Here is a 19,309-nt window from a genome sequence, read left to right as displayed (position 1 = left end):
TGCGAATCCAATATTTCAACAAAATTTGCTTTTGTACTGAGGATGTCCTATGTATATTTCCTTGTTATTTAGTGACTAATACTCCAGTTTTGTGCCATAAAGTCTGTCTCCTGCATCACCTAATCCTGGGATAATATAGCCTTTTTCATTGAGCTGCTGGTCTATGGCTGCCGTAAAAATAGGGACCTCTGGATGCTCTTCATGAAATGCTGCTATTCCTTCTGGAGAGGCAAGCAGGCAGAGAAATTTGATGGATTTAGGCTCGATTGCCTTAATTTCCTTGACCGCAGCGATTGCTGAATTTCCAGTCGCCAACATGGGATCAACTACAATGACATCACGATCTCGAGTATGTTCTGGAAGCTTAATATAGTACTCAACAGCTTCTAAGGTTTTAGGATCACGGTACAAGCCAATATGGCCAATTCGTGCTGTAGGTACAAGTTGTAACATGCCATCGACTAAACCATTCCCCGCGCGCAAAATTGAAACAAAAACCATTTTTTTACCTTTTAAAACCGGTGATTGCATGATGGCTAAAGGTGTTTCGATTTCTTCATATTCCATTTCCAAATCACGAGTGATTTCATAAGCAAGCAGCATACTGATTTCATGCATTAATGTGCGAAATTTAACGGTGCTGGTATCTTTTTGACGCATAATGGTTAGCTTATGCTGAATTAATGGATGTTGCACTACAACAACGTGTTGATTATTCATTTTAACTCCAAAAACGCGGTCTTATGTGAAAAATGTAGCCTGGGTAAAGCGAAGCCCGGGAAATCATGATTAGAAAACCCGGGTTATGGTTTGCGCGCCTTTACCCAGGCTTACATATGCTTTAAATTAAAAGACGGTGCCATCACTAATAATCTGAATAGGTGGAATACCTTGGGAGCGTTTTTGTTTGGCAATTCGTCGCCCTGCTTCCCAGGTGCCTCCTTGCAAAATTTTAGCCAAAGGAAGTTCTTTGGCACTTTTTTGCAGTTTTTTTCTGATTAACGCGGCTAATTCATCCAATAGTGTAACGGTTAGCGCACGCCATTCTACAATCGCTTCTGCATCTGGCGGGAGTGCTTCTTCCAGAATTTTCTTATTTTTAATTTGCAGCAACCCACAATCGATGAGTAAACCGCCATTTCGATATTCTGGCAAACCAGTAAGTTCTTCCAGATGAGTCACTGTAATTCCTGCTTGTTCCAAGGGTTCAATCAAAGAATAAGTTAACCATTGAGATAATTTATGAAATGGGATGTATTCCGACCCAGATTCATTTGATTTTAATGCGTTATATCGCCACACATCCCCAAGCGGGATTCCATGAAAGAGCAGTCTTGTTGGCCATATTTCAGTAAATGCATCGAGCACTTCATGAAAAATCTGCGATGCAGTAAGTAGGTTATTTGCTGCTAAAGAACTCATGTAAGTATAAAAGTTACCTAAGCGGCTTTCTTTTCCAAAATGATGTTCGTCCTGTTGTATTAACGCACCGAGTCGATTCAGCAATGCAACTCGTCCGGAAAGACCCTCTAAAGGATTTTTAGCAGTGACTTGAAAACCATCACGTAGATCGGCTTCATTAAAAGCCAATAAACGCTCCGCGTCCACTCGCAACGGTTGAGATGGATGCGCACTAAACATTCCTTTTTGATAAAGAGATAGGCTTGCTAGGGCAAGACCTTCGGAGCGCGAATATTCGATTCCTGATTCAGACTCTTTATAACGCCAGTATTGGCCAGCGCCTGCATCTAGGAATACACTAATGATAACCAGTTCGTAAAGAATTTTACCCCATTCATCTGCAGATAAGGTCCCTAATTGTTCCTGCATTTTTTTTATTCGATTAATGTTCCCTGCTTCAAAATGACGCCAACGACTGTGGTATGGAATATCAAGATTTGGATAATTATCCTGAATAACTTCGATGACAAATGAAGCTGTAGAGGTCATTTTCTCTGGGTCTATGGAAAAGTATGCTGATTGGCCCTGTTTGACTCGCTCTAAAATAGCTTGGGAGCGTACGCGTATAGTACGAGGCTCCCTTAATGTGGTTAATACTCGGGCAATTTCTTGTTCATTACTCATTAAGATCACGTCCTTTGGTTTTCGCTAATTCATTAATATCAACGATTCGATCAGGTGAATAATAGCCTGCTGCACGTTTGGCATTCATTTCTACTTGTGCATCAAGAGGAATGAGTTCATCGGGAATGGTTACCCGTTCTACAACATGAATTCCTGATTTGAGTAACGCATCATATTTCATATTGGACATGGAAACAAAACGATGAATCTTGGTAATGCCAAGCCAATGTAAAATATCCGACATGAGTTCTTGGAAGCGCATGTCTTGGACTCCTGCGACACACTCTGTTCTTTCAAAGTACTTAGCAGCAGTATCTCCACCTTTCTGCCTTTTGCGAGCGTTATAGACTAAAAATTTGGTCACTTCGCCCAAAGCTCTTCCTTCTTTTCGATTATAAACAATCAAACCAGCGCCACCTTTCTGGGCAGATTCAATAGATAATTCAATCCCATGTACCAAATAGGGCCGACAGGTACAAATATCGGAGCCAAATACATCAGAACCATTGCACTCATCATGAATACGACAGGTAAGCTCAATTTTGGGATCGTGGATGGTGGTTACATCACCAAAAAAATAGGCGGTTAATCCACCTATAGGTGGTAAAAAAACATCGAAATCAGAACGTGTTACCAATTCGGGGAACATCCCGGCTGTTTGCTCAAATAAGGTACGACGTAAAAGTGATTCTGAAATTCCAAAACGTTCGGCAATTCCAGGCAAATACCAAACCGGTTCCACAGCGACTTTAGTGACCGCGACATCACCTGACTCTTTTAATATTTTTCCATCAGGTTTGAGGCGGCCTTTTTGGATGGCTGTATGCAACTCAGGAATATTAATATGTGCTTTGGTAACTGCTATTGTAGGGCGAATATCATATCCTGCTTGAATTTCTTCCGAGAATACACTGGCAACAAGATGCCCCCACGGATCGAGGGAGATGATTTTCTGGGTATCGTTCCATTGGGGATGTGGGCCAATGTCTACAGGGGGCGTAGTATCAGTAAGGTCCGGTACATGCTCGGAATCCAACACTCCGGCAGCAACCGCCAGTGCTCGATAAACTGAGTATGAGCCAGAGTGTGTGCCGACGGCATTACGATTTTTTATATTCGTAAGTGAGGCAATTACCGGGCCGCGCTCTTTAGGGTTTTCTGCCCCCCATTTTATTTTTAGCGGTGCAGCGGTATGCCCAGATGGATGTGAGGATAAGACGATATGCCCTTTCGATTTTTTTTTTGACTCATCTTGCACCATAATACAATCCTTTAAATGATAACAACTCGATAAATTCATCATAGCAGAAGAAATTAATTGGTAGAAAGTACTATTTTCCTTATTGAATAGGGGAGATATGAGTCATTGTGCTGGGTGAATATTCTCGCTATTATGGTTTCGTTTTTAGTAATTAGAAGTAATAATCTACCCTTAGGGGCTGTAAACAGGAGCTCATTTAAATTTTTTTGTAACCCGGGTTGTGCATTGTTGTCCCAGGCTATGATGATTTTTTATAGAAGATGTGAGCCATTACTAGCAGGAAAAATTGCCTATGACCACTTTAATTATTTGTTTGTTCATTGCGATATTGTTCCCTTATTTTCTCAAGCTTGTTGTTGCTAATTTTATGCAAAAAGAAGGGAAATATGATAATCATTATCCACGAGCGCAACAGGCAAGATTACAAGGAATGGGCGCGCGAGCAGTTGCAGCGCATCAAAACAGTTTCGAATCGTTGATTGTATTTGCGACTGCTGTATTAACTGCAATAGCCACTCATCACATCGGAATAACCATTCAAATTTTGGCGATTATTTTTATCGTTTCTCGAGTTATTTATAGCTATTTTTATTTAATGGATATGGCTTCCTTAAGATCAATTACGTGGTTTATTGGTTTTATTTGTTGTTTGATTATTTTGGGACTAAGCATGGTGTGATTGCACCATGGACTTAGTTTAGAGTAGGGCATTAATCCAGAAGTTGAAAAGGGTTTTTTGATGCACAAAGAAAATGATGTTCAACAGATTTCGTTACAACCTTTGCTGATTTTTGTTATTTTAATGCTCATGATCTTGATGCAGATGACTACTGATCAGTATGTTCCTTCATTACCTGCCATTACTAAAGAGTTTCACAGTAATGAAGCATCCATTCAATTAACCTTATCTCTTTTTATGCTGGGTTTGAGTATTTCCCATGTATTTTATGGTCCTTTATCGGATAAAATTGGTCGTAAACCGCCTCTTATATTTGGTGTCGGCCTAAGTATCTTAGGCAGCTTATGCTGTTTTCTTGCTCCATCTGTTTTAGTCTTGATTATTGGCCGTTTTATTCAGGGATTTGGCATTGGATGTTGTGGCTCTGTAGGCCGCTCTCTAGTTCGCGATCTTTTTACTGACAGAATTTTATCTAAAATAGGTTCTTATGTAGGGATTGTGAGTGTTTTTATTATGGTGGCATCTCCAGTTTTAGGGGGATATATCCAGGAACATTTTGGATGGCGTATCAATTTTTTATTTTTGCTCGTATTTGGTATCGTTATATGGATCTTGGCGTTATGCACTCTACCTGAAACAAATAAAAATCTTAACCCTCATGCAACTCAATTCAGAGTTATGCGCGATAATTATTTAACCTTATTAAAATCTAAAGTATTTTTAGGCTATGCATTATGCGCCTGTCTTGCTTCCGCGGGTATAATTGGCTACCTCGCGATTGCTCCTTTTCTTTTTCAGGATACATTAGGTCTTAGTCCTATAGAGTTTGGTCAATTGACCATTTTTATTGCTGGTGCAATTTGTGTGAGCGGAATAATTAATAGCCAAATGGTGATGAGAAAAGGTGTTTCCTACATGGTATTTATTGGAATTGTTTTTATGATAATAGGCGGTTTTACCATGCTATTTTTGTCCCTCATAGGATTGAAGAATGTGCTCTCCATCATGATTCCTGTATCATTATTTAGCATGGGGATGGGGTTTACTTTTATCAATGCATTTGCGGGGGCTTTTCATCCATTTCCTCATATGGCGGGAACAGTAGGGGCACTATATGCATGCATGCAAGACTTAAGCGCTGCCTTGTCAAGCGGGATTATTGCTCTAGGTGAATGGTATGGCCAACTCTCTTTAGCTATAATCTTACTTATTTTAGGCTTAGGTTCCCTCGCTTCATGGTATTATCTGGCCTCAAAAGATCATTAAGAGGTGTTGTTTATGAAAATTACTGAGACAGAATTAAAAAATATTATATCCAAATTATCAGGTACGAAAGCAGAAGAAATTCATAATGATACGGCGCTAATCGAAGACTTGCATTTAGATTCTTTAAAAATCGTTGAGTTACTGGCTATTCTTAGTGAAGAATATAATTTAACAGTGACTGAAGAGGATGCGATGAATTTTCATACTTATAAAGATTTGTTTGCGTTTACCCAGGCGTAACTGTTTTTTTTGTTCATATGGATTTGACATCTTTTCTCATAAATAAATCCTGAACCTGGGTTACGGCTACGCCTTCACCCAGGCTACAACCCTAATTAGAATTTCAAGACAGAACTTAAAGAGTTCTCATCATCTAATTGCATGAAATAAGACATAAGCATATAAATTGCTACAACGCCAGTTATAGCGATTCCGCCAAATAGCATAAGGTTTCGTGAGGAATAGCCCATCTCAGACTTCTTTTTTTCAGGAAGGGCAACCTTATACCATTCATGATCGGGAGAGAACAATTGTGAAGAAGGTTCAATGCTCTTATAACGATTAAATAAATTTTCCCATTTTTCTTTATGCGTTTTTTGATGGGATTGAGCGTCTTCTTTTGATAACACATCATTACTCTTTTTGAGTTTCGACTGGCCTAAAAATTCATTATATTTTTTATGGAGCTCCTCGATTGGTTTCGCAAACTCTTCTACGCGATAGCGAGTTATAGCATTTTGTTTTAATATGTTACGCGCGTGTAGCGGTATGTTACTAGGGAGTTCTATTTCTGGATTCTCTTTGACGTTTTTAGCTAAATCTAAAATACGAAAAGCAATGGCGATGCTGTCATATTCACATTGTTCTTGTACCTCAGTTAGTGGTTTGGAAGGTATAGAACTGTCAATTTGTGCTGATTGTCCTATTTGCGTGAGTTGCTTTAATTGTTCTTCTACCCGTTCTTTAACTTCCGAGTGGATGTTATTTTCAGAAAGCAACCATCCTGCATAAGCTCTTACATATTCTTGTTCAATATAAAATTTTGTTTGACTAAAAAGAGAAGTAAAATGTTCTTGAGCCGCGCTACCCTGTTTTGGATTTTCTAAGTCTTCTATTAGTTGCTCAGCAAACGTCAATAATTCATTCACTTCCCCGAAAACAAGTTTTGCATTAAGACGTGCATCTGGACCAACACCAAATTTTGCTAATGAAGCATATTTTTTAATTTGTACATCAATTAATTCGCATAAAAATTCGAATAATTCTTTTTGACTCTTCATATTTTTGTCCCTTTTTTATTTGAGTCATTAGATTATTCGATGACTCTGCTTGATGCAATTGAATCATATCGTTGTTCTTATTTTTTTGAGTTATTTTGTTTAATTCTATTTCTCTTAAAGAGATATATAATAAAAGAAGAAAGTGAATCTCCATCAGGAAAAAAATGGAAACAAATCGTGGCTTATCAGTAACGACTCAGTCATTGCAGGTTATAGAAAGCATCAATCACTTTCATCAACAAGTCTTAGCCGCAGGCAAGGAGCCTTATTTTATTTTAGATGCAGTCAAAACTAATCCTGATAATTTACTCCTCCAAGTTTATACTGCTGCATTTTATCTTTATGCCCAGACTGATCCAGACACTGTTTTAGCAAAAGAACATTTAATGCACGCTGAAAAATTATTGTATTCAGTTAATTTAAGAGAAAAACTGACTTATCAGGCGGTTAAAGCATGGATGAATTTGGAGTATGAAAGTGCTTTAACTATTTTAGAGGCTTTAACGGCTTTATATCCGCGCGATACTTTAGCAGCAAAGTTTGCTGAATGGTTATTTTATTGTTCGGGACAAGCTTACCACGGCCATCATTATTTGAAATTTTGCGAACGAATAGCAGCACATAATCAGGATGAATCCCACTTTTTAGCCATGCATTCTTTTGCAGCGGAATTGGCAGGACATATATCAGATGCGCAACGTTTGGCAGAACAGGCCTTGCTCATCGAACCACTTACACCTTGGGCGCATCATACTCTAGCTCATATCTATCTCAACACAACGAATAGTGCAAAAGGAATAGCAGCTTTAGAAACGTTCCGGGAGAGCTGGGAGCAGATCTCAACACTTCTTCGTGGACATAACAGTTGGCATTTGGCTTTATTTTACCTTGCATTACGACAAGTTGATAAGGTAATGGACTTATATCCTGTTATTTTTGGTACCTGCCCCCAAATCATTACTGAACAAATAGATGCCATCTCATTATTATGGCGTCTCGACATGGCTGGGCTGCCGCAATTAGAGCAATTTAATGTTCTTGCAAGTTATCTTGATAAAAACCCTTTGATGCATTATACCGGTTTTAACACAGTCCATTATGTATATTGTCTCACCCGCTTAGGTCAAGAGAACGAAGTTCAGAAATCCCTGGCAGCAATTGAAACTTATGCTCAAACCTTAGTGAAGGGATATAATCAATCGCTGTGGTTTTCAGTTATCTTACCTTTGAGCAAAGGGATTCATGCTTTTGTTAATAATGATTTTCAAGTAGCCTGCGATTTAATGGCTCCTTGTATTTCCAGGTACACTGAAATTGGTGGCAGTGATGCACAGTCAGAAATCATTGCACAGACTTATTTGCTTTGTTTATTACAAAGCAATAAAAAAAACGCAGCGAAAGAATTTTTTAATTTTCATTTGGCGCATTATAAAGGAACACCGTTAGCCGAGTTTTGGTTTAGTTCTAAATTAAGTTTTTAATAAAAAACAAACTATCGTTTGGGATTGTAGCCTGGGTGCAGCGAAGCGGAACCCGGGAAAATTGGTCATTTCAAACCCGGGTTTCGCTTCGCTGCACCCAGGCTACAATACATTAAATGACTTCCAAAAGCGCACAAGCGGCAATACCGCCTCCACCTGCAGCAACTAATAACACTTTATCTTTTGCTTTGATAGGTGTATGTTCACGAAGAAAATCCAGAGCGATACCCACACTTGATCCGGAAGTATTACCCGTTTCTTCCACGGTTTTAACAATACGTTCTTCAGGAAAACCTAATTGTTTTGCAACAGATAAAACTAAATTTTTATTTCCTTGATGCGGGACCAACCATTGGATATCCGCAGTAGTAAGATTTAATGCTTTGAGGAATTCTTCTGCCCCATCAACCATACCATGCACTGCTTTGACAAATAGGGCGGTATTTTCTTTAATCGTGATGTAAAACAGTTCAGGGTCTTGGCAATGTGCTGCAGGTAGGCGTGAACCTCCTGCAGGGGTAGATACCGTATCGCTGACTTCGCCGTCAGCAAATAAAGCGGAGGCAATAAAACGAAATTCTGCATTTTCTTTATTGGTAGACACAACACATGCAGCTGCTCCATCACCAAAGAGAACACTGGTGGCAAAATTATTTTTATTTAAAAATTTGGAGCGGATCTCGCTGGCAATTAATAAGATGGCACCCATACTTGCTTGTGTGATGGCTGCACTTGTATGCAAACCAACTACAAAACCGGCACAGGCTGCTCCAATATCAAAAGCCCCTGTGTTCTGTAATCCAAGTCGGTGCTGTACTAGGGGACTGGTTGGCGGTGCAAGATAGTCTCCTGATATCGTTGCTAAAATAATTTGATTGATTTTATTTTTTTCTGCCGGTTTTGCGGCAAACAGCTTTTCTGCCGCCAATACAGCCAAATCACTGCATGCCTGATCTTCATTGACCCAGCGTCTGTTTCTAATCCCTGTCGAGAAGCTTACCAGAGTTGGACTTTGTGTACTATTCATCCAATTAAGCACTTCTTGATTACTCACAATCCTCTCAGGCAATGCGGTAAAAGGACCTTTGAGGTATATGTTTTTTTCAGCACGCAACAAATTCATGATGATAATATTCCTTCAGAACGCATGAGCGGTAAACCGCCGCTTACAGTAATGACAGAGCCTGTCATAAATGAGGTTTTGGATAATAAGGGATCCATCGCCTCTGCGATTTGTGCCGCCTCTCCCATCATGCCTTGAGGAATAATTTGTGCCATTTTTTCTTGATAAGCAGATTTTTTCCAGAATTGCTCGGTTCTTGATGTTTTAACTAAACCAACACGCACAATATTGGATAAAATATTATTGGCACTATAATCTACTGCAAGATTTAAAAATAATCCTTCAAGCGCCGCTTTGGTTGCGCAATAAGCCCCATACCGACTGGTTCCTGTAATTGCAGAAAGGCTGGAAATCAGAATCAATCGTCCAAATTTATTGGCTAATAAAGCAGGTAATAAGTGATGAATTAACCAGATATTGCCATGCAAATTATCGTCGATGTAAGTACGTAATGCAGGATAGGATAATGCGTGTAATTTTCGTAGTTGACTCACCCGTGTAAACGCGTTGAGAATGACACCATCTAAAGGTTCCTGCAGTAGGTTTTGCAATTCTTCCTTGCTGGCTTCCGGATTGGAAAAATGATATACCAAACCATGAACCTGCATTTCGTGGTGTTTATAATGCTCCAATGTTTTGTTTAGACTCTCCTTGCTGGAACTGGTAATAGTGATTGTATCACCTAATTGCAGTCGTCGCTTGACTATGGCTTGAGCGATATCCGATGAGCCGCCAGTAATCAAAATATTCATTGTGCCCCCAGCTCAATTAAGTGTTTTTCAATACTGTTTATTGATTCATAATGTTCTTTTACTAAAGGCATAACAGGGATCTTAATTTTGAATTCCCGCTCTAACTCGATGATGAGTAAAGCTAACATTAAGCTGTCTAGACCTCCTTGCTCCAATGAAGCGGATGTATCTTGATGAGGATAGGCAAGTCCAATTTTTGTTAATGTATTGCGAATTCGTTCAGTGAGCATGGTTTTTTTCCTTTTGGCTTAAAAGCAGTGTTTTTCTATCAAGTTTTCCATGTTGGTTACGTGGCAATTTATCCAATAATTGCACTGTAATTGGAAGTTTTCTAGGTAAAAAATGGTGTTTTAACTGGTCACAAAGTATTTGTTCTGTGGTGGTAGTACTGAAATTATCTCGCTCCAGGCATGCAAGTAAACGGATACCATACAACTCATCAGGCACAGGGATGACAATCACTTCTTTAATTCCTTTAATTTGGCAAATTTTATGCTCTATATCAATTAAATTGACCTTTTCACCACCAATATTGACGATATGATCCAAACGTCCTTTAATTGCCACCAAACCTGAAGGTAATTGTTCTGCCAAGTCTCCAGTAAAAAACCAACCATCTTGCATTCGGCTTTGTTTTTTCTCGCCCAGATAGCCTAGCATGAGTTGGCTGCCTTTAATGAGTAACTCATTGTCCTCTGATAAACGGATTTGCCAATCCCCAATTGGATAACCGGCAAAATCTTCTAGGAATAATGGATCTTTGCTTGAATAAGTCAGGACACGCGGGGAGGCTTCAGTTAAACCGTAATTATTATAAATTATTGCTTTGGGAAAAGTATGCATTAAGCTGTCACGCAATATAATGCTCAAAGGAGCTCCAGCAGAGACAATCGCTTTTATTTTTGCGGCAGCTTCTGGAAAAAGTGTTGCCATTTTATGAATCGCGACCCAATGAGAGGGAACCCCGCTCCACATTTGCGGAATAGTATGCGTTTCAAACAGTGTTTTAATGTCAGTAAATTGCGTGATGAGTTGTGTTTTTATCCCAGCGATTAACCCGGGGAGCAATTGCCCAAGCAGGCCAAAAGAGTACGATAAAGGTAAAAATAATAATTGATCGGTAATTCTAGAAAACGCAAGCGCCTTAATAACCGCCTGACAATTTGCAATGATATTTTTTAGAGAAAGTTGCACTGCCTTCATTTGGCCTGTGCTTCCTGAAGTAAAGAGCACCAAAGCGAGTTCAGGATGAGGTTTTATCTGTTTATTTTCTTGAATTTCCAGGAGCTCACCTCGAGCATCAACGGTCATACTTGTACTTAAAATGGCCCGTTTATACTGTTCTGATTCTTGATGGGCAAAAAGAGCGACAGGTTTCCCGATGTGTAAAGCAGCTAATAATTGAATGACAAATAGAGGCTGTGCGGTTGCATATAAAACCAATATACCTTTGGGCAGTTTTTTTAATTGTAACGACATCTTGTGGACTGCTGTTTCTAATTCAGCAAAACTCAAAAGCTGATTTGCCACGCTTAATGCAGTTTTATTTGGCGAATCTTGAGCTAGAAATTGCATGTTCTTAACCCTCAACCTTATTCAACCGCCAGGAAGCGATTATAGGAAGTGTATTATCCAATACATGTTTCCGGCAGAAATTTCGACGAATTTTGCCGCTGGTTGTATGCGGCATGGCTTTAAGGGGGACAAAAATAATATGATGAATTTCGAGTTGATGGGTCTGATAAATCAGTTCAAAAATAGTATTGAATAAAGAATCTTGTTCTTCAGGCGACATAAAACGGTTTTTTACCTCACACATGACAGTGAGTTCATATTCATGATCTGTTTGCATGACAAAAGCAGCGCATTTACCTAGAGATTTATGGATTTGGGCATGGAGAATAGAATATTCTATGTCTTGCGGATAATGGTTTTTTCCATAGAGAATAATCAAATCTTTAATGCGGCCAGTCACATAGAGTTCCTCTTCATGCACAAACCCCAAATCGCCGGTTCTTAAATACAATTGATTGCTTGGATCATTAGCAATTTTACCATGAAATGCATGGCATGTTTCTTCATCTTGTTGCCAGTAGCCCTGTGCTACACTGGCACTATGTACCCAAATTTCACCAATCTGTTCATTATCACAAAGCATACGTGTTTCTGGATCCACAATTTTTACTGTTTGAATAAATTTGCCGCAACTGACTAAATTGTGACTCTGTGCGTTTTCCTCCTGAGCAAAATGGACACGATGAGCCTGATACTCTTCTTTAACCAAGGAGAGCGTTCGGTAGGTAGTGTCTGGAATAGTTCCTGTCACTAATAAAGTAGCCTCAGCCAAACCATAACAAGGATAAAAGGCTTTTTTACGAAAACCATAATTTTTAAACGCTTGATAGAAATGCTCTAATGTTTCTTTTCTAATGGGTTCTGCCCCATTCGATGCAATTCGCCAGCAGCTTAGATCCAAACCTTGTTTTTTTTCTTCTTTAATCCGTTTTACACAATAATCGTAAGCAAAATTGGGGCTGCCGCTTATGGTTGCCCGGTATTTGCTAATGTTTTGTAACCAGGAAAGGGGATTTTGTAAAAAAGAAAAAGGAGACATCAAATAGGCAGGTATGCCCGCATAAATAGGAGTCAAAATATAGCCTATTAATCCCATATCATGATGGGGCGGGAGCCAACTGAAGGATATGGTTTCTTCATTTAATTCAAACGCAGTGCATATCTTTTGGATGTTATCCAGTAAATTGCTATGCGTGATAATGACTCCTTTTGGATGCATTGTGGATCCTGAGGTGTACTGTAGAAAAGCAATGTGATGTTCGCGAATAGAGGGCGGCTGCCAAAAAGCACTTATTTGCCGTTCCATTCTGTCTATGGCTAAGCATGGAACTTTATCTAAATACGGCTTTCCTTTGTGATCCAGGATAGCAAATTTAGCGAGATGATCAGCAGTCATAATGACGAATACAGGTTTTGCATTATGGATGATGCGATGTGCTTTATCTAATAATTTGGCTTGTGCGGGTGGATAAATAGGTACAGCAATGCAACCTGCATAAAGGCAGCCAAAAAAAGCTTGGATTAAGGGAAGCCCGGGAGAAAATAATAATAAGATTCTATCCCCAGGTTTTGCTCCTTGCACCTGTAATTGCGCTGCAATGGCTCTTGCCTGTTCATCCAATTCAGCATAATTTATTTTTTCTTCTAGATTTCTATTAATAAACGTGCAACTTACTTTGTCTGGTGTATGTAGGGCTCTATAGTGAACAGCGTCAATTAGGGATACGCAGTTGAAAATCTCTTTATTCATTAAGCATCCCTATGGAATTGCAGAACTTGTCCCGCATAAGAGAGACCGCCGCCTACACTCATCATGAGTATCTTTCCAGGCCTATCAAAAATTTTTTCTTCTACTGCTCTTGCTAAAGAATAAAGAACAGAAGCGCCGCCAATATTTCCAATCGTATCTGAATCCCAAATAATTGTCTTGTGACTCATTTGATACTCTTGAAGAAGTTGAGTAATTAATTTACGATTCACTTGATGAGGAATAATCCATGTGATGTTTTTTCGGTCTTCTTCTGTTGGTAATAAATGATCCAGTATTTGCTTGTACTTAGCATAGGCCAGTTCTTTCATCAGTGATTCATTGCCAATCAAATGATAGCCTATGGTGTCGATTTGCTCTTTGGTAGGTGGAAAAACACCTTGAGTGGTAAAGGCTTCAACGTATTTTCCCTCAGTAGAAAAAAAAGTTTTTTCAACAGCGAATGCACCGGTTTCCTTTTTTTCCATGAGCAAAGCTGCTGCACCATCGGCTAATCCTATCCATGTTTTTTCATTTTCAGGATCAATTACTTTGGACAAAGTTTCGGCACAACTGACTACCACATTAGTGTAACCTAAAGCCATTAAGGCATAGGCAAGATGAAGTGTAGATAAGGAAGTCGAGCAGCCAGTTTTTAAATCATAAGCAGGGGCATCTATTCCTAAATTTCCAAGAACGGCTGCTGCTTGTGAACCCGTAAATCGTTTATTGGTAGTTGATCCTAATAAAAGAGCATGTATTTTTTTTGAGTCATAACCTGCAAACAGTTTTTGTACTGCTTCAGAAGCTAATGATTCAGCAGTCAATTCCCTGGAGTTATCTAAAGATTCCCAAGGCTTATGGCACCAATAGCGGGAATAAAAACCAAATTCTTCACCGATTTTTTCAGCAAATTTTTCTAAAAAAGATAAAGAGTGACCTGATGTTCGTGGGAAGTTTTGTAAAATTTCCAGATTCGTAACAGGGGGAGAATCTGGAAGAACGCGAGTTGCAGCTGTAATATCAAAACGGATGTGGGGATGCAAAATTTCCATACATTACCTTTAAATTGTTTTTTCGTTTGCTTTTATTTTCGAGTACACTATGAATTCAATGAGCCTAAATTATAGCTGATTTTTTAGGAAAATTGACCCTGATAGTGACGAAGTGTATATTTTATATAAATTTTAATTAAAGTTGAGTGCAAATATGTCCTCATCGTCTGTTGATAAAACCACGATGAAATGGATAGAAAATCTTATTGATGAACACAGTTTTCTTCCATTACTTACAGATTATGCCATGAATAATCAGTCTCATGTGCAATTTGGGGCTGAAGTAATTACGGGTTTAGCTAAAGTAAATCAAAGGCCAGTAGCCGTATACGCCCATAATAATTCAGTGAACCGAGGATACATTACCAGCCAAGGCGCAAAAAAAATTCTACGCCTCATGGATAGAGCCAAAGAGTTACAAATTCCTATCATCGCATTTTTAGCGTCTCCTGGTATTTCTTTGGAGGAAAACTTATTAAGCGGTGATGAATACACGCAAATTATTGCCCGTAACATCAACTTGTCAGGTATGGTTCCACAATTTGCAGTGCTTGTTGCCCCAACTCTTGGAGCGCCTGCTTATTCTGCGGTATTGATGGATTTGCTTTTTTTTAACAAGCATCGTAGTTATCTGATGGTAACCAGCCCTATGGTAGTGCACCAAGCAATCGGTGAAAAAGTCAGTATGAGTGAATTGGGCGGTACCGCGATGCATGCGAGTACTACAGGCATTGCTGATTTTGTCGATGACAGTATCAATGCGCAAATCAATCATGTTAAAACCATGCTTAATTTTTTTCCCTCACATAGTGAAGAATGTCCTCCTGTACATTCCGTTCAGGAGCCTTCGCATCCCTTGCCCAATATACCGTCTGATCCCAGAGTGCCATTTAATATGCTCGAATTGATTCAAGCAATTGTGGATAACTCTGAAGTATGGCAATACAAAAGCGCCTATGGCCAGGCTATGATTTGTGCTTTTGTCCATATTCATGGGTATGCAGTGGGTATTGTTGCAAATCAGAGCATTCGTTTTAGTGGAGCCATTGATTCAGATGCAGCACAAAAAGCAGCTAAATTTATTCGAATATGTGACGCATATCGTATTCCAGTACTTACTTTAATTGATGTTCCTGGATTTATGCCTGGAAAACGCGAAGAGCAAAAAGGATTATTACAGCATGGAGCGAGGTTATGTGCTGCGATGCAAACTCGTGTACCCAGGATGAGCGTGATTGTTCGTAAATGTTATGGAGCTGCAGCGTTTCTGATGATGCAAACTGCATCGCAACAAGGGGATTTGGTTTTGGCTTTAGAGACTGCAACCCTTGGAGTGATGGGCAAAGAGACTACGAAAAAAGTTCAAAGTACGGATGGACAAGTATCTATTGAGACGAAACATCAGGTAACTGATGCGCAGAATCTTGATCCTTCTTTAGCGGATGCTTATATGTCTGGTTTAATCGATGAAATTATTGCTCCTCAACAAATACGAGGAAGATTGACCCAATATTTGGAGTATTTATACCGCAAAATGGATGATCTGGCGGTTGCACGGCATTCTATTGTATGAAATACGTTCTCCTCAAGTAGAAGGATTATTATGTCTTTTTACCATGATTTGCTGCAATTAATTCATTTATTCGAAACTTATTTAGGGAATCCTGCCAAACAGGATAGCCCAGTCAATTTTCAAGAAATCTTGCACTATGATGAGCAAGAGGAACTTGCCTGGCCGCTAATTGGATTCATTCAGCAGTGGGGGTTTATGGAGTACCTCATCCCTCAACATCTTGGCGGGCGGTTTGTTTCACTCGATGTCGCATTTTTTTTAGCAAAATCACTATGTCGACGTGATTTAACCACTGGTATTGCCTTAGGCTTATCCTTTTTGGGGGCCTTACCCCTTTGGATAGCAGGAAATGAACGTCAGAAAAAAGATTTGGCAGAATCTTTACGTCGAGGTGATATCACGGCATGTGCTTTAACCGAAGAAGAGCATGGTTCTGATATCATGGCGAATGAAGTAGTAGCTCAACCTTGTACGAATGGGTGGAAGCTATTCGGGAGAAAATGGTGCATTAATTTTGCTACTCAGGGGCAAAGTGTGACTCTTCTTTGCCGTACTCACGCTCGAGGAGGCCCGTTAGGTTTTTCTATTTTTTTTCTGGATAAATCGGCAATTCAATCGGGTTTTATGCCAACGCCCAAACTTCCTACACTTGGGGTTAGGGGGTTAGATATTAGTGGTTTTTCTTTGGACAAGGTTTTACTGCCCCACGATGCATTGATTGGGGGTGAAAAACGGGGCTTGGAAATTACTTATAAAACGTTACAGGTTTCACGAACTTTGTGTGCTTCTTTTTCTGTTGGTGCTGCAGATACTGCCTTGCGATTAACGCTTTCTTTTAGTTTACACAGGCAATTGTATGGAAAGAGGGCTTATGAAATTCCCGTGGTAAAACAGCGCTTGGGGGAGCTGTTTGCTCAGTTACTCATAGCGGATTGCACCGCTTTAACAGTGACTCGTGCCGCTTCGGTGATCCCTGAAAAATTATCTTTTTGGTCTGCCATTATTAAATTCCTCATTCCCAAAATAACTGAAGGAATCGTCGAGGAATGCAGCATCATAATGGGTGCACGTGGCTATTTACGTACAACAGAATGGGCCATGCTGCAGAAAATCAGACGTGATATTCCGGTGGTGGGTTTATTTGATGGAAGCAGCCAGGTCAATTTATCGGTGATTGCAGGTAGTTTAGTACCCCAAGCTGGAATGAGAGGAAGTTGTTCCCCAAATCAGTTACAAAAAATGGAGCATATTTTTAATCTCGATTGTATTTGTCCAGAGCTTTCTCTGAATCGCTTAGGTCTTTTCACTTTTGCCGAAGACGATATTTTGGCTGGTTTATCTGTGCTAAAATCGAAAAAAATTAGTCCATTAATCAAAGCGATTCGCAGTGAGCTAAAGCGTTTGGATCGACAAGTTATCGCGTTGCAAGAGCAAAAACAATTTGACCCGCGCAGTCTGACCGCTTTTCGGTTGGCCGAGCACTATTGCTGGATTTTTGCAGCAAGTTGTTGTGTTCATTTTTGGCATCATAATCAGGAATTAATGGATACAGAATTACCAGGCTTGGACTGGCTTAATTTGGCAATTCAATTCATTCTTGATAAATTAAACGGGCGGGTAAACATTGAACCTAAGTTGCAAGAGTCTATGGCGGAGCATTTAGTACTGTTTTATGAGCACCGTAAAATGTTCTCTATGGTTCCCATTAAAATACCTGATTAAACCCAGAAAAAGTAGTAGTCACCACTATGGTGATTTGGCGCCTGTAGCTTGTGTAGTGGCCTCAACTGCTTTTTCTAGGTTAAGCACCTCGCCAACTTTAGTTTTTGAGGTTATCATTTCGTATCGTATTCATTTTGGCTAGCAATGGGAATGAATTGGAAGAGAAGATTAATCGCACTAATTACCCGAAAAAAATATCAGGCTTTTATTGAAGATACCAAATACCCCGAACGTTCCCGTGAAAGGCTGTGGCATCAAGAGATTGTACCTTTATTAAAGAAATCAGCTTATTGGTCTCCTTTATTACAAACTCTTCACCCTTTAAGTCTGAATGATTTTCCAATTACAACTTATGAAGATTATGAAAAAGATCTTTTGGCTGCACAATATAGTCTTATTCAGCCCTTTAATGGGGAAAAGTTGATTTTTTGGTCAGAAACTTCAGGAACAGCAGGTGTTCGAAAATTTTTTCCGATTACTGAATCTTTTCAAGCACAGTTTCAGCGTACTATGCCTCCTTATATTTATACTCTGGCTCAGAACTACCCCGGGTTGTTTCAAGAAAAAATACTGTATTTGGCCGCGGTAGATTCTCATAAAACGTCACCAGCCGGCATACCTTCAGGTTGGATTAGCAATTTTAATTATAGTAATTTACCTTCTTTTATTAAACGTTTTTATGCGATGCCCGATCAAATATTCGACACTACTGAAGTCTATACTCAATGGTCCGCTTTGTATGCCTTAGCCTCAGATCTTAGCGCCATATTTGCAGTCACTCCCATGGTTATCGAGATTCTTTTTGAGCGTTGCCTTCACAATTTTAAACATTTTTTACCCTATTTATTAGGTGAAAAAACCGTTCCTGAATTTTTGCCACCACTTCAAGTGACGAAGAAACGTCAGCGTTATTTACGTCAGTTGGCCCAGCAAGAACCAGGATCGTTCAAAGAATTTTGGCCATCATTGACTGTAGTTGGGTGTTGGATTTCAAGCCTTTGTGAATATCCTGCACGTCAATTACAAAAATTGTTAGGACCTGGGATTGAGATGGTTGATGGCACTTTTTCGGCTACAGAAGGATGGCTTACTGTTCCAATTGACAATCAGAGCGGGGGGTTTTTGCATCCTGGTGCACATATTGCTGAGTTTATTGAAGAAGGTAGGCCCATTAGAAAAGAAAACCTTTTACAATCCTGGGAGTTAGAGCAAGGCAAAAATTATGAGGTTTTTTTAACTACAGCTATGGGCTTTGTTCGTTATCAATTAAAAGATGTAGTGAAATGTATCGGCTTTTTAAATAAAGCACCAAGACTTGAATTTTGTTATAAGACGCAAATGCTTAAATTGGAAAATTGTTCTGTTTCTGGTCAAGAACTGCAGGAAATGTTGTGTGATATTTCTTTTGATGTAGCGCCGCACTGGTATTTTGCCCGTAATAGTTTGGGGAATAGGATTGTTTTTGTTACGGACGATACTACCCAAATATCTGATTCCATATTAGTAAAGATGCATGAACGTTTAAAACAAATTAATGAACCTTATGCCCATGGTGTGAGTACTAAAGAAGTGCTGCCCATAGTTTTATTCCAATTGCCAAAAGATGAATTATTAGCAGATAGCCATGCGCAGACCAAACCAAAACTTATTTCTCAGCAAGTAATTACGGAAAAATGAATTTCGATGCCTCTGTATCACTTTTGATAATTT

General features: G+C 39.4%; 17 protein-coding genes. 7 read left to right on the top strand and 10 right to left on the bottom strand.

The features are described 5' to 3' along the window. Positions 1-75: 75 nt before the first annotated feature. The 3 genes from upp to A8O27_RS05490 all read right to left on the bottom strand — a co-directional run bounded on the left by upp (position 76) and on the right by A8O27_RS05490 (position 3,346). Entirely contained in the window at positions 76-720 is a 645-nt protein-coding gene (upp, locus tag A8O27_RS05500) for a uracil phosphoribosyltransferase (protein WP_058460042.1), read from the bottom strand. A 126-nt stretch (positions 721-846) separates the two neighbouring features. Continuing rightward, positions 847-2,085, bottom strand: a complete 1,239-nt coding sequence (locus tag A8O27_RS05495) for a URC4/urg3 family protein (protein ID WP_058460043.1) — start codon at positions 2,083-2,085, stop codon at positions 847-849. Continuing rightward, the gene (locus tag A8O27_RS05490) at positions 2,078-3,346 is read right to left on the bottom strand and encodes a GTP cyclohydrolase II (protein WP_058460044.1); all 1,269 of its coding nucleotides are present in this window, start codon (positions 3,344-3,346) and stop codon (positions 2,078-2,080) included. Before A8O27_RS05490 ends, A8O27_RS05495 begins: the two co-directional genes overlap by 8 nt. Before the next feature lie 292 nt (positions 3,347-3,638). On the opposite strand from A8O27_RS05490, the gene A8O27_RS05485 reads away from it, so the two are divergent. Genes A8O27_RS05485 through A8O27_RS05475 form a run of 3 tightly spaced genes read left to right on the top strand, consistent with a single transcriptional unit; the run spans position 3,639 to position 5,531 of the window. Next, complete coding sequence (locus tag A8O27_RS05485) at positions 3,639-4,025, top strand: MAPEG family protein (protein WP_058460045.1); 387 nt, start codon at positions 3,639-3,641, stop codon at positions 4,023-4,025. A 60-nt stretch (positions 4,026-4,085) separates the two neighbouring features. Beyond that, positions 4,086-5,291, top strand: coding sequence for a multidrug effflux MFS transporter (locus tag A8O27_RS05480; RefSeq protein ID WP_058460046.1), 1,206 nt, complete (start codon positions 4,086-4,088; stop codon positions 5,289-5,291). Between the two features lie 12 nt (positions 5,292-5,303). After that, on the top strand, positions 5,304-5,531 hold the full coding sequence (locus A8O27_RS05475; RefSeq protein ID WP_058460047.1) for an acyl carrier protein: 228 nt from the start codon (positions 5,304-5,306) through the stop codon (positions 5,529-5,531). Positions 5,532-5,626: 95 nt separating this feature from the next. On the opposite strand, the gene A8O27_RS05470 is transcribed toward A8O27_RS05475, so the two are convergent. Then, positions 5,627-6,571, bottom strand: coding sequence for a hypothetical protein (locus tag A8O27_RS05470; RefSeq protein ID WP_058460048.1), 945 nt, complete (start codon positions 6,569-6,571; stop codon positions 5,627-5,629). 164 nt (positions 6,572-6,735) lie between these two features. Here A8O27_RS05470 and A8O27_RS05465 point away from each other — a divergent pair, with 164 nt between their 5' ends. Then, positions 6,736-8,052 (top strand): tetratricopeptide repeat protein, encoded by a 1,317-nt coding sequence (locus tag A8O27_RS05465; protein WP_058460049.1) that lies wholly within the window; start codon positions 6,736-6,738, stop codon positions 8,050-8,052. A gap of 112 nt (positions 8,053-8,164) precedes the next feature. Here A8O27_RS05465 and A8O27_RS05460 read toward each other — a convergent pair whose 3' ends face one another. From A8O27_RS05460 to A8O27_RS05435, 6 genes are read right to left on the bottom strand one after another with little or no spacing between them, the layout of a single operon-like run. Beyond that, positions 8,165-9,175: a 3-oxoacyl-ACP synthase III family protein gene (locus A8O27_RS05460; RefSeq protein WP_058460050.1), complete on the bottom strand. Its 1,011-nt coding sequence runs from the start codon at positions 9,173-9,175 to the stop codon at positions 8,165-8,167. Continuing rightward, positions 9,172-9,927, bottom strand: coding sequence for an SDR family NAD(P)-dependent oxidoreductase (locus A8O27_RS05455; RefSeq protein ID WP_058460051.1), 756 nt, complete (start codon positions 9,925-9,927; stop codon positions 9,172-9,174). Before A8O27_RS05455 ends, A8O27_RS05460 begins: the two co-directional genes overlap by 4 nt. Then, positions 9,924-10,157 carry an acyl carrier protein gene (locus A8O27_RS05450; RefSeq protein WP_058460052.1) on the bottom strand — a complete coding sequence of 78 codons (234 nt, stop codon included), beginning with the start codon at positions 10,155-10,157 and terminating at the stop codon, positions 9,924-9,926. The genes A8O27_RS05455 and A8O27_RS05450 overlap by 4 nt, the downstream gene beginning before the upstream one ends. Further along, entirely contained in the window at positions 10,147-11,502 is a 1,356-nt protein-coding gene (locus tag A8O27_RS05445; protein WP_058460053.1) for a class I adenylate-forming enzyme family protein, read from the bottom strand. Before A8O27_RS05445 ends, A8O27_RS05450 begins: the two co-directional genes overlap by 11 nt. A 4-nt stretch (positions 11,503-11,506) precedes the next feature. Beyond that, positions 11,507-13,252 carry a fatty acyl-AMP ligase gene (locus A8O27_RS05440; RefSeq protein WP_058460054.1) on the bottom strand — a complete coding sequence of 582 codons (1,746 nt, stop codon included), beginning with the start codon at positions 13,250-13,252 and terminating at the stop codon, positions 11,507-11,509. Next, the gene (locus tag A8O27_RS05435) at positions 13,252-14,304 is read right to left on the bottom strand and encodes a 3-oxoacyl-ACP synthase III family protein (RefSeq protein WP_058460055.1); all 1,053 of its coding nucleotides are present in this window, start codon (positions 14,302-14,304) and stop codon (positions 13,252-13,254) included. Before A8O27_RS05435 ends, A8O27_RS05440 begins: the two co-directional genes overlap by 1 nt. Before the next feature lie 154 nt (positions 14,305-14,458). Between A8O27_RS05435 and A8O27_RS05430 the strand changes: the two genes are divergently transcribed. The 3 genes from A8O27_RS05430 (at position 14,459) to A8O27_RS05420 (ending at position 19,276) form a co-directional block, all read left to right on the top strand. Next, positions 14,459-15,877: an acyl-CoA carboxylase subunit beta gene (locus A8O27_RS05430; RefSeq protein WP_058460056.1), complete on the top strand. Its 1,419-nt coding sequence runs from the start codon at positions 14,459-14,461 to the stop codon at positions 15,875-15,877. Between the two features lie 30 nt (positions 15,878-15,907). After that, on the top strand, positions 15,908-17,599 hold the full coding sequence (locus tag A8O27_RS05425) for an acyl-CoA dehydrogenase family protein (protein WP_058460057.1): 1,692 nt from the start codon (positions 15,908-15,910) through the stop codon (positions 17,597-17,599). Positions 17,600-17,749: 150 nt separating this feature from the next. Continuing rightward, a complete protein-coding gene (locus A8O27_RS05420) occupies positions 17,750-19,276 on the top strand; it encodes a GH3 family acyl-acid amido synthetase (RefSeq protein ID WP_058460545.1) in 1,527 nt (508 codons plus the stop codon). Positions 19,277-19,309: the final 33 nt, after the last annotated feature.

The sequence above is a fragment of the Legionella bozemanae genome (assembly GCF_001648595.1).
GTDB classification, from domain to species: Bacteria; Pseudomonadota; Gammaproteobacteria; order Legionellales; family Legionellaceae; genus Legionella; species Legionella bozemanae.
Note: the sequence above shows the minus strand (reverse complement) of the source record. Positions and strands in the feature narration are given on the sequence as shown.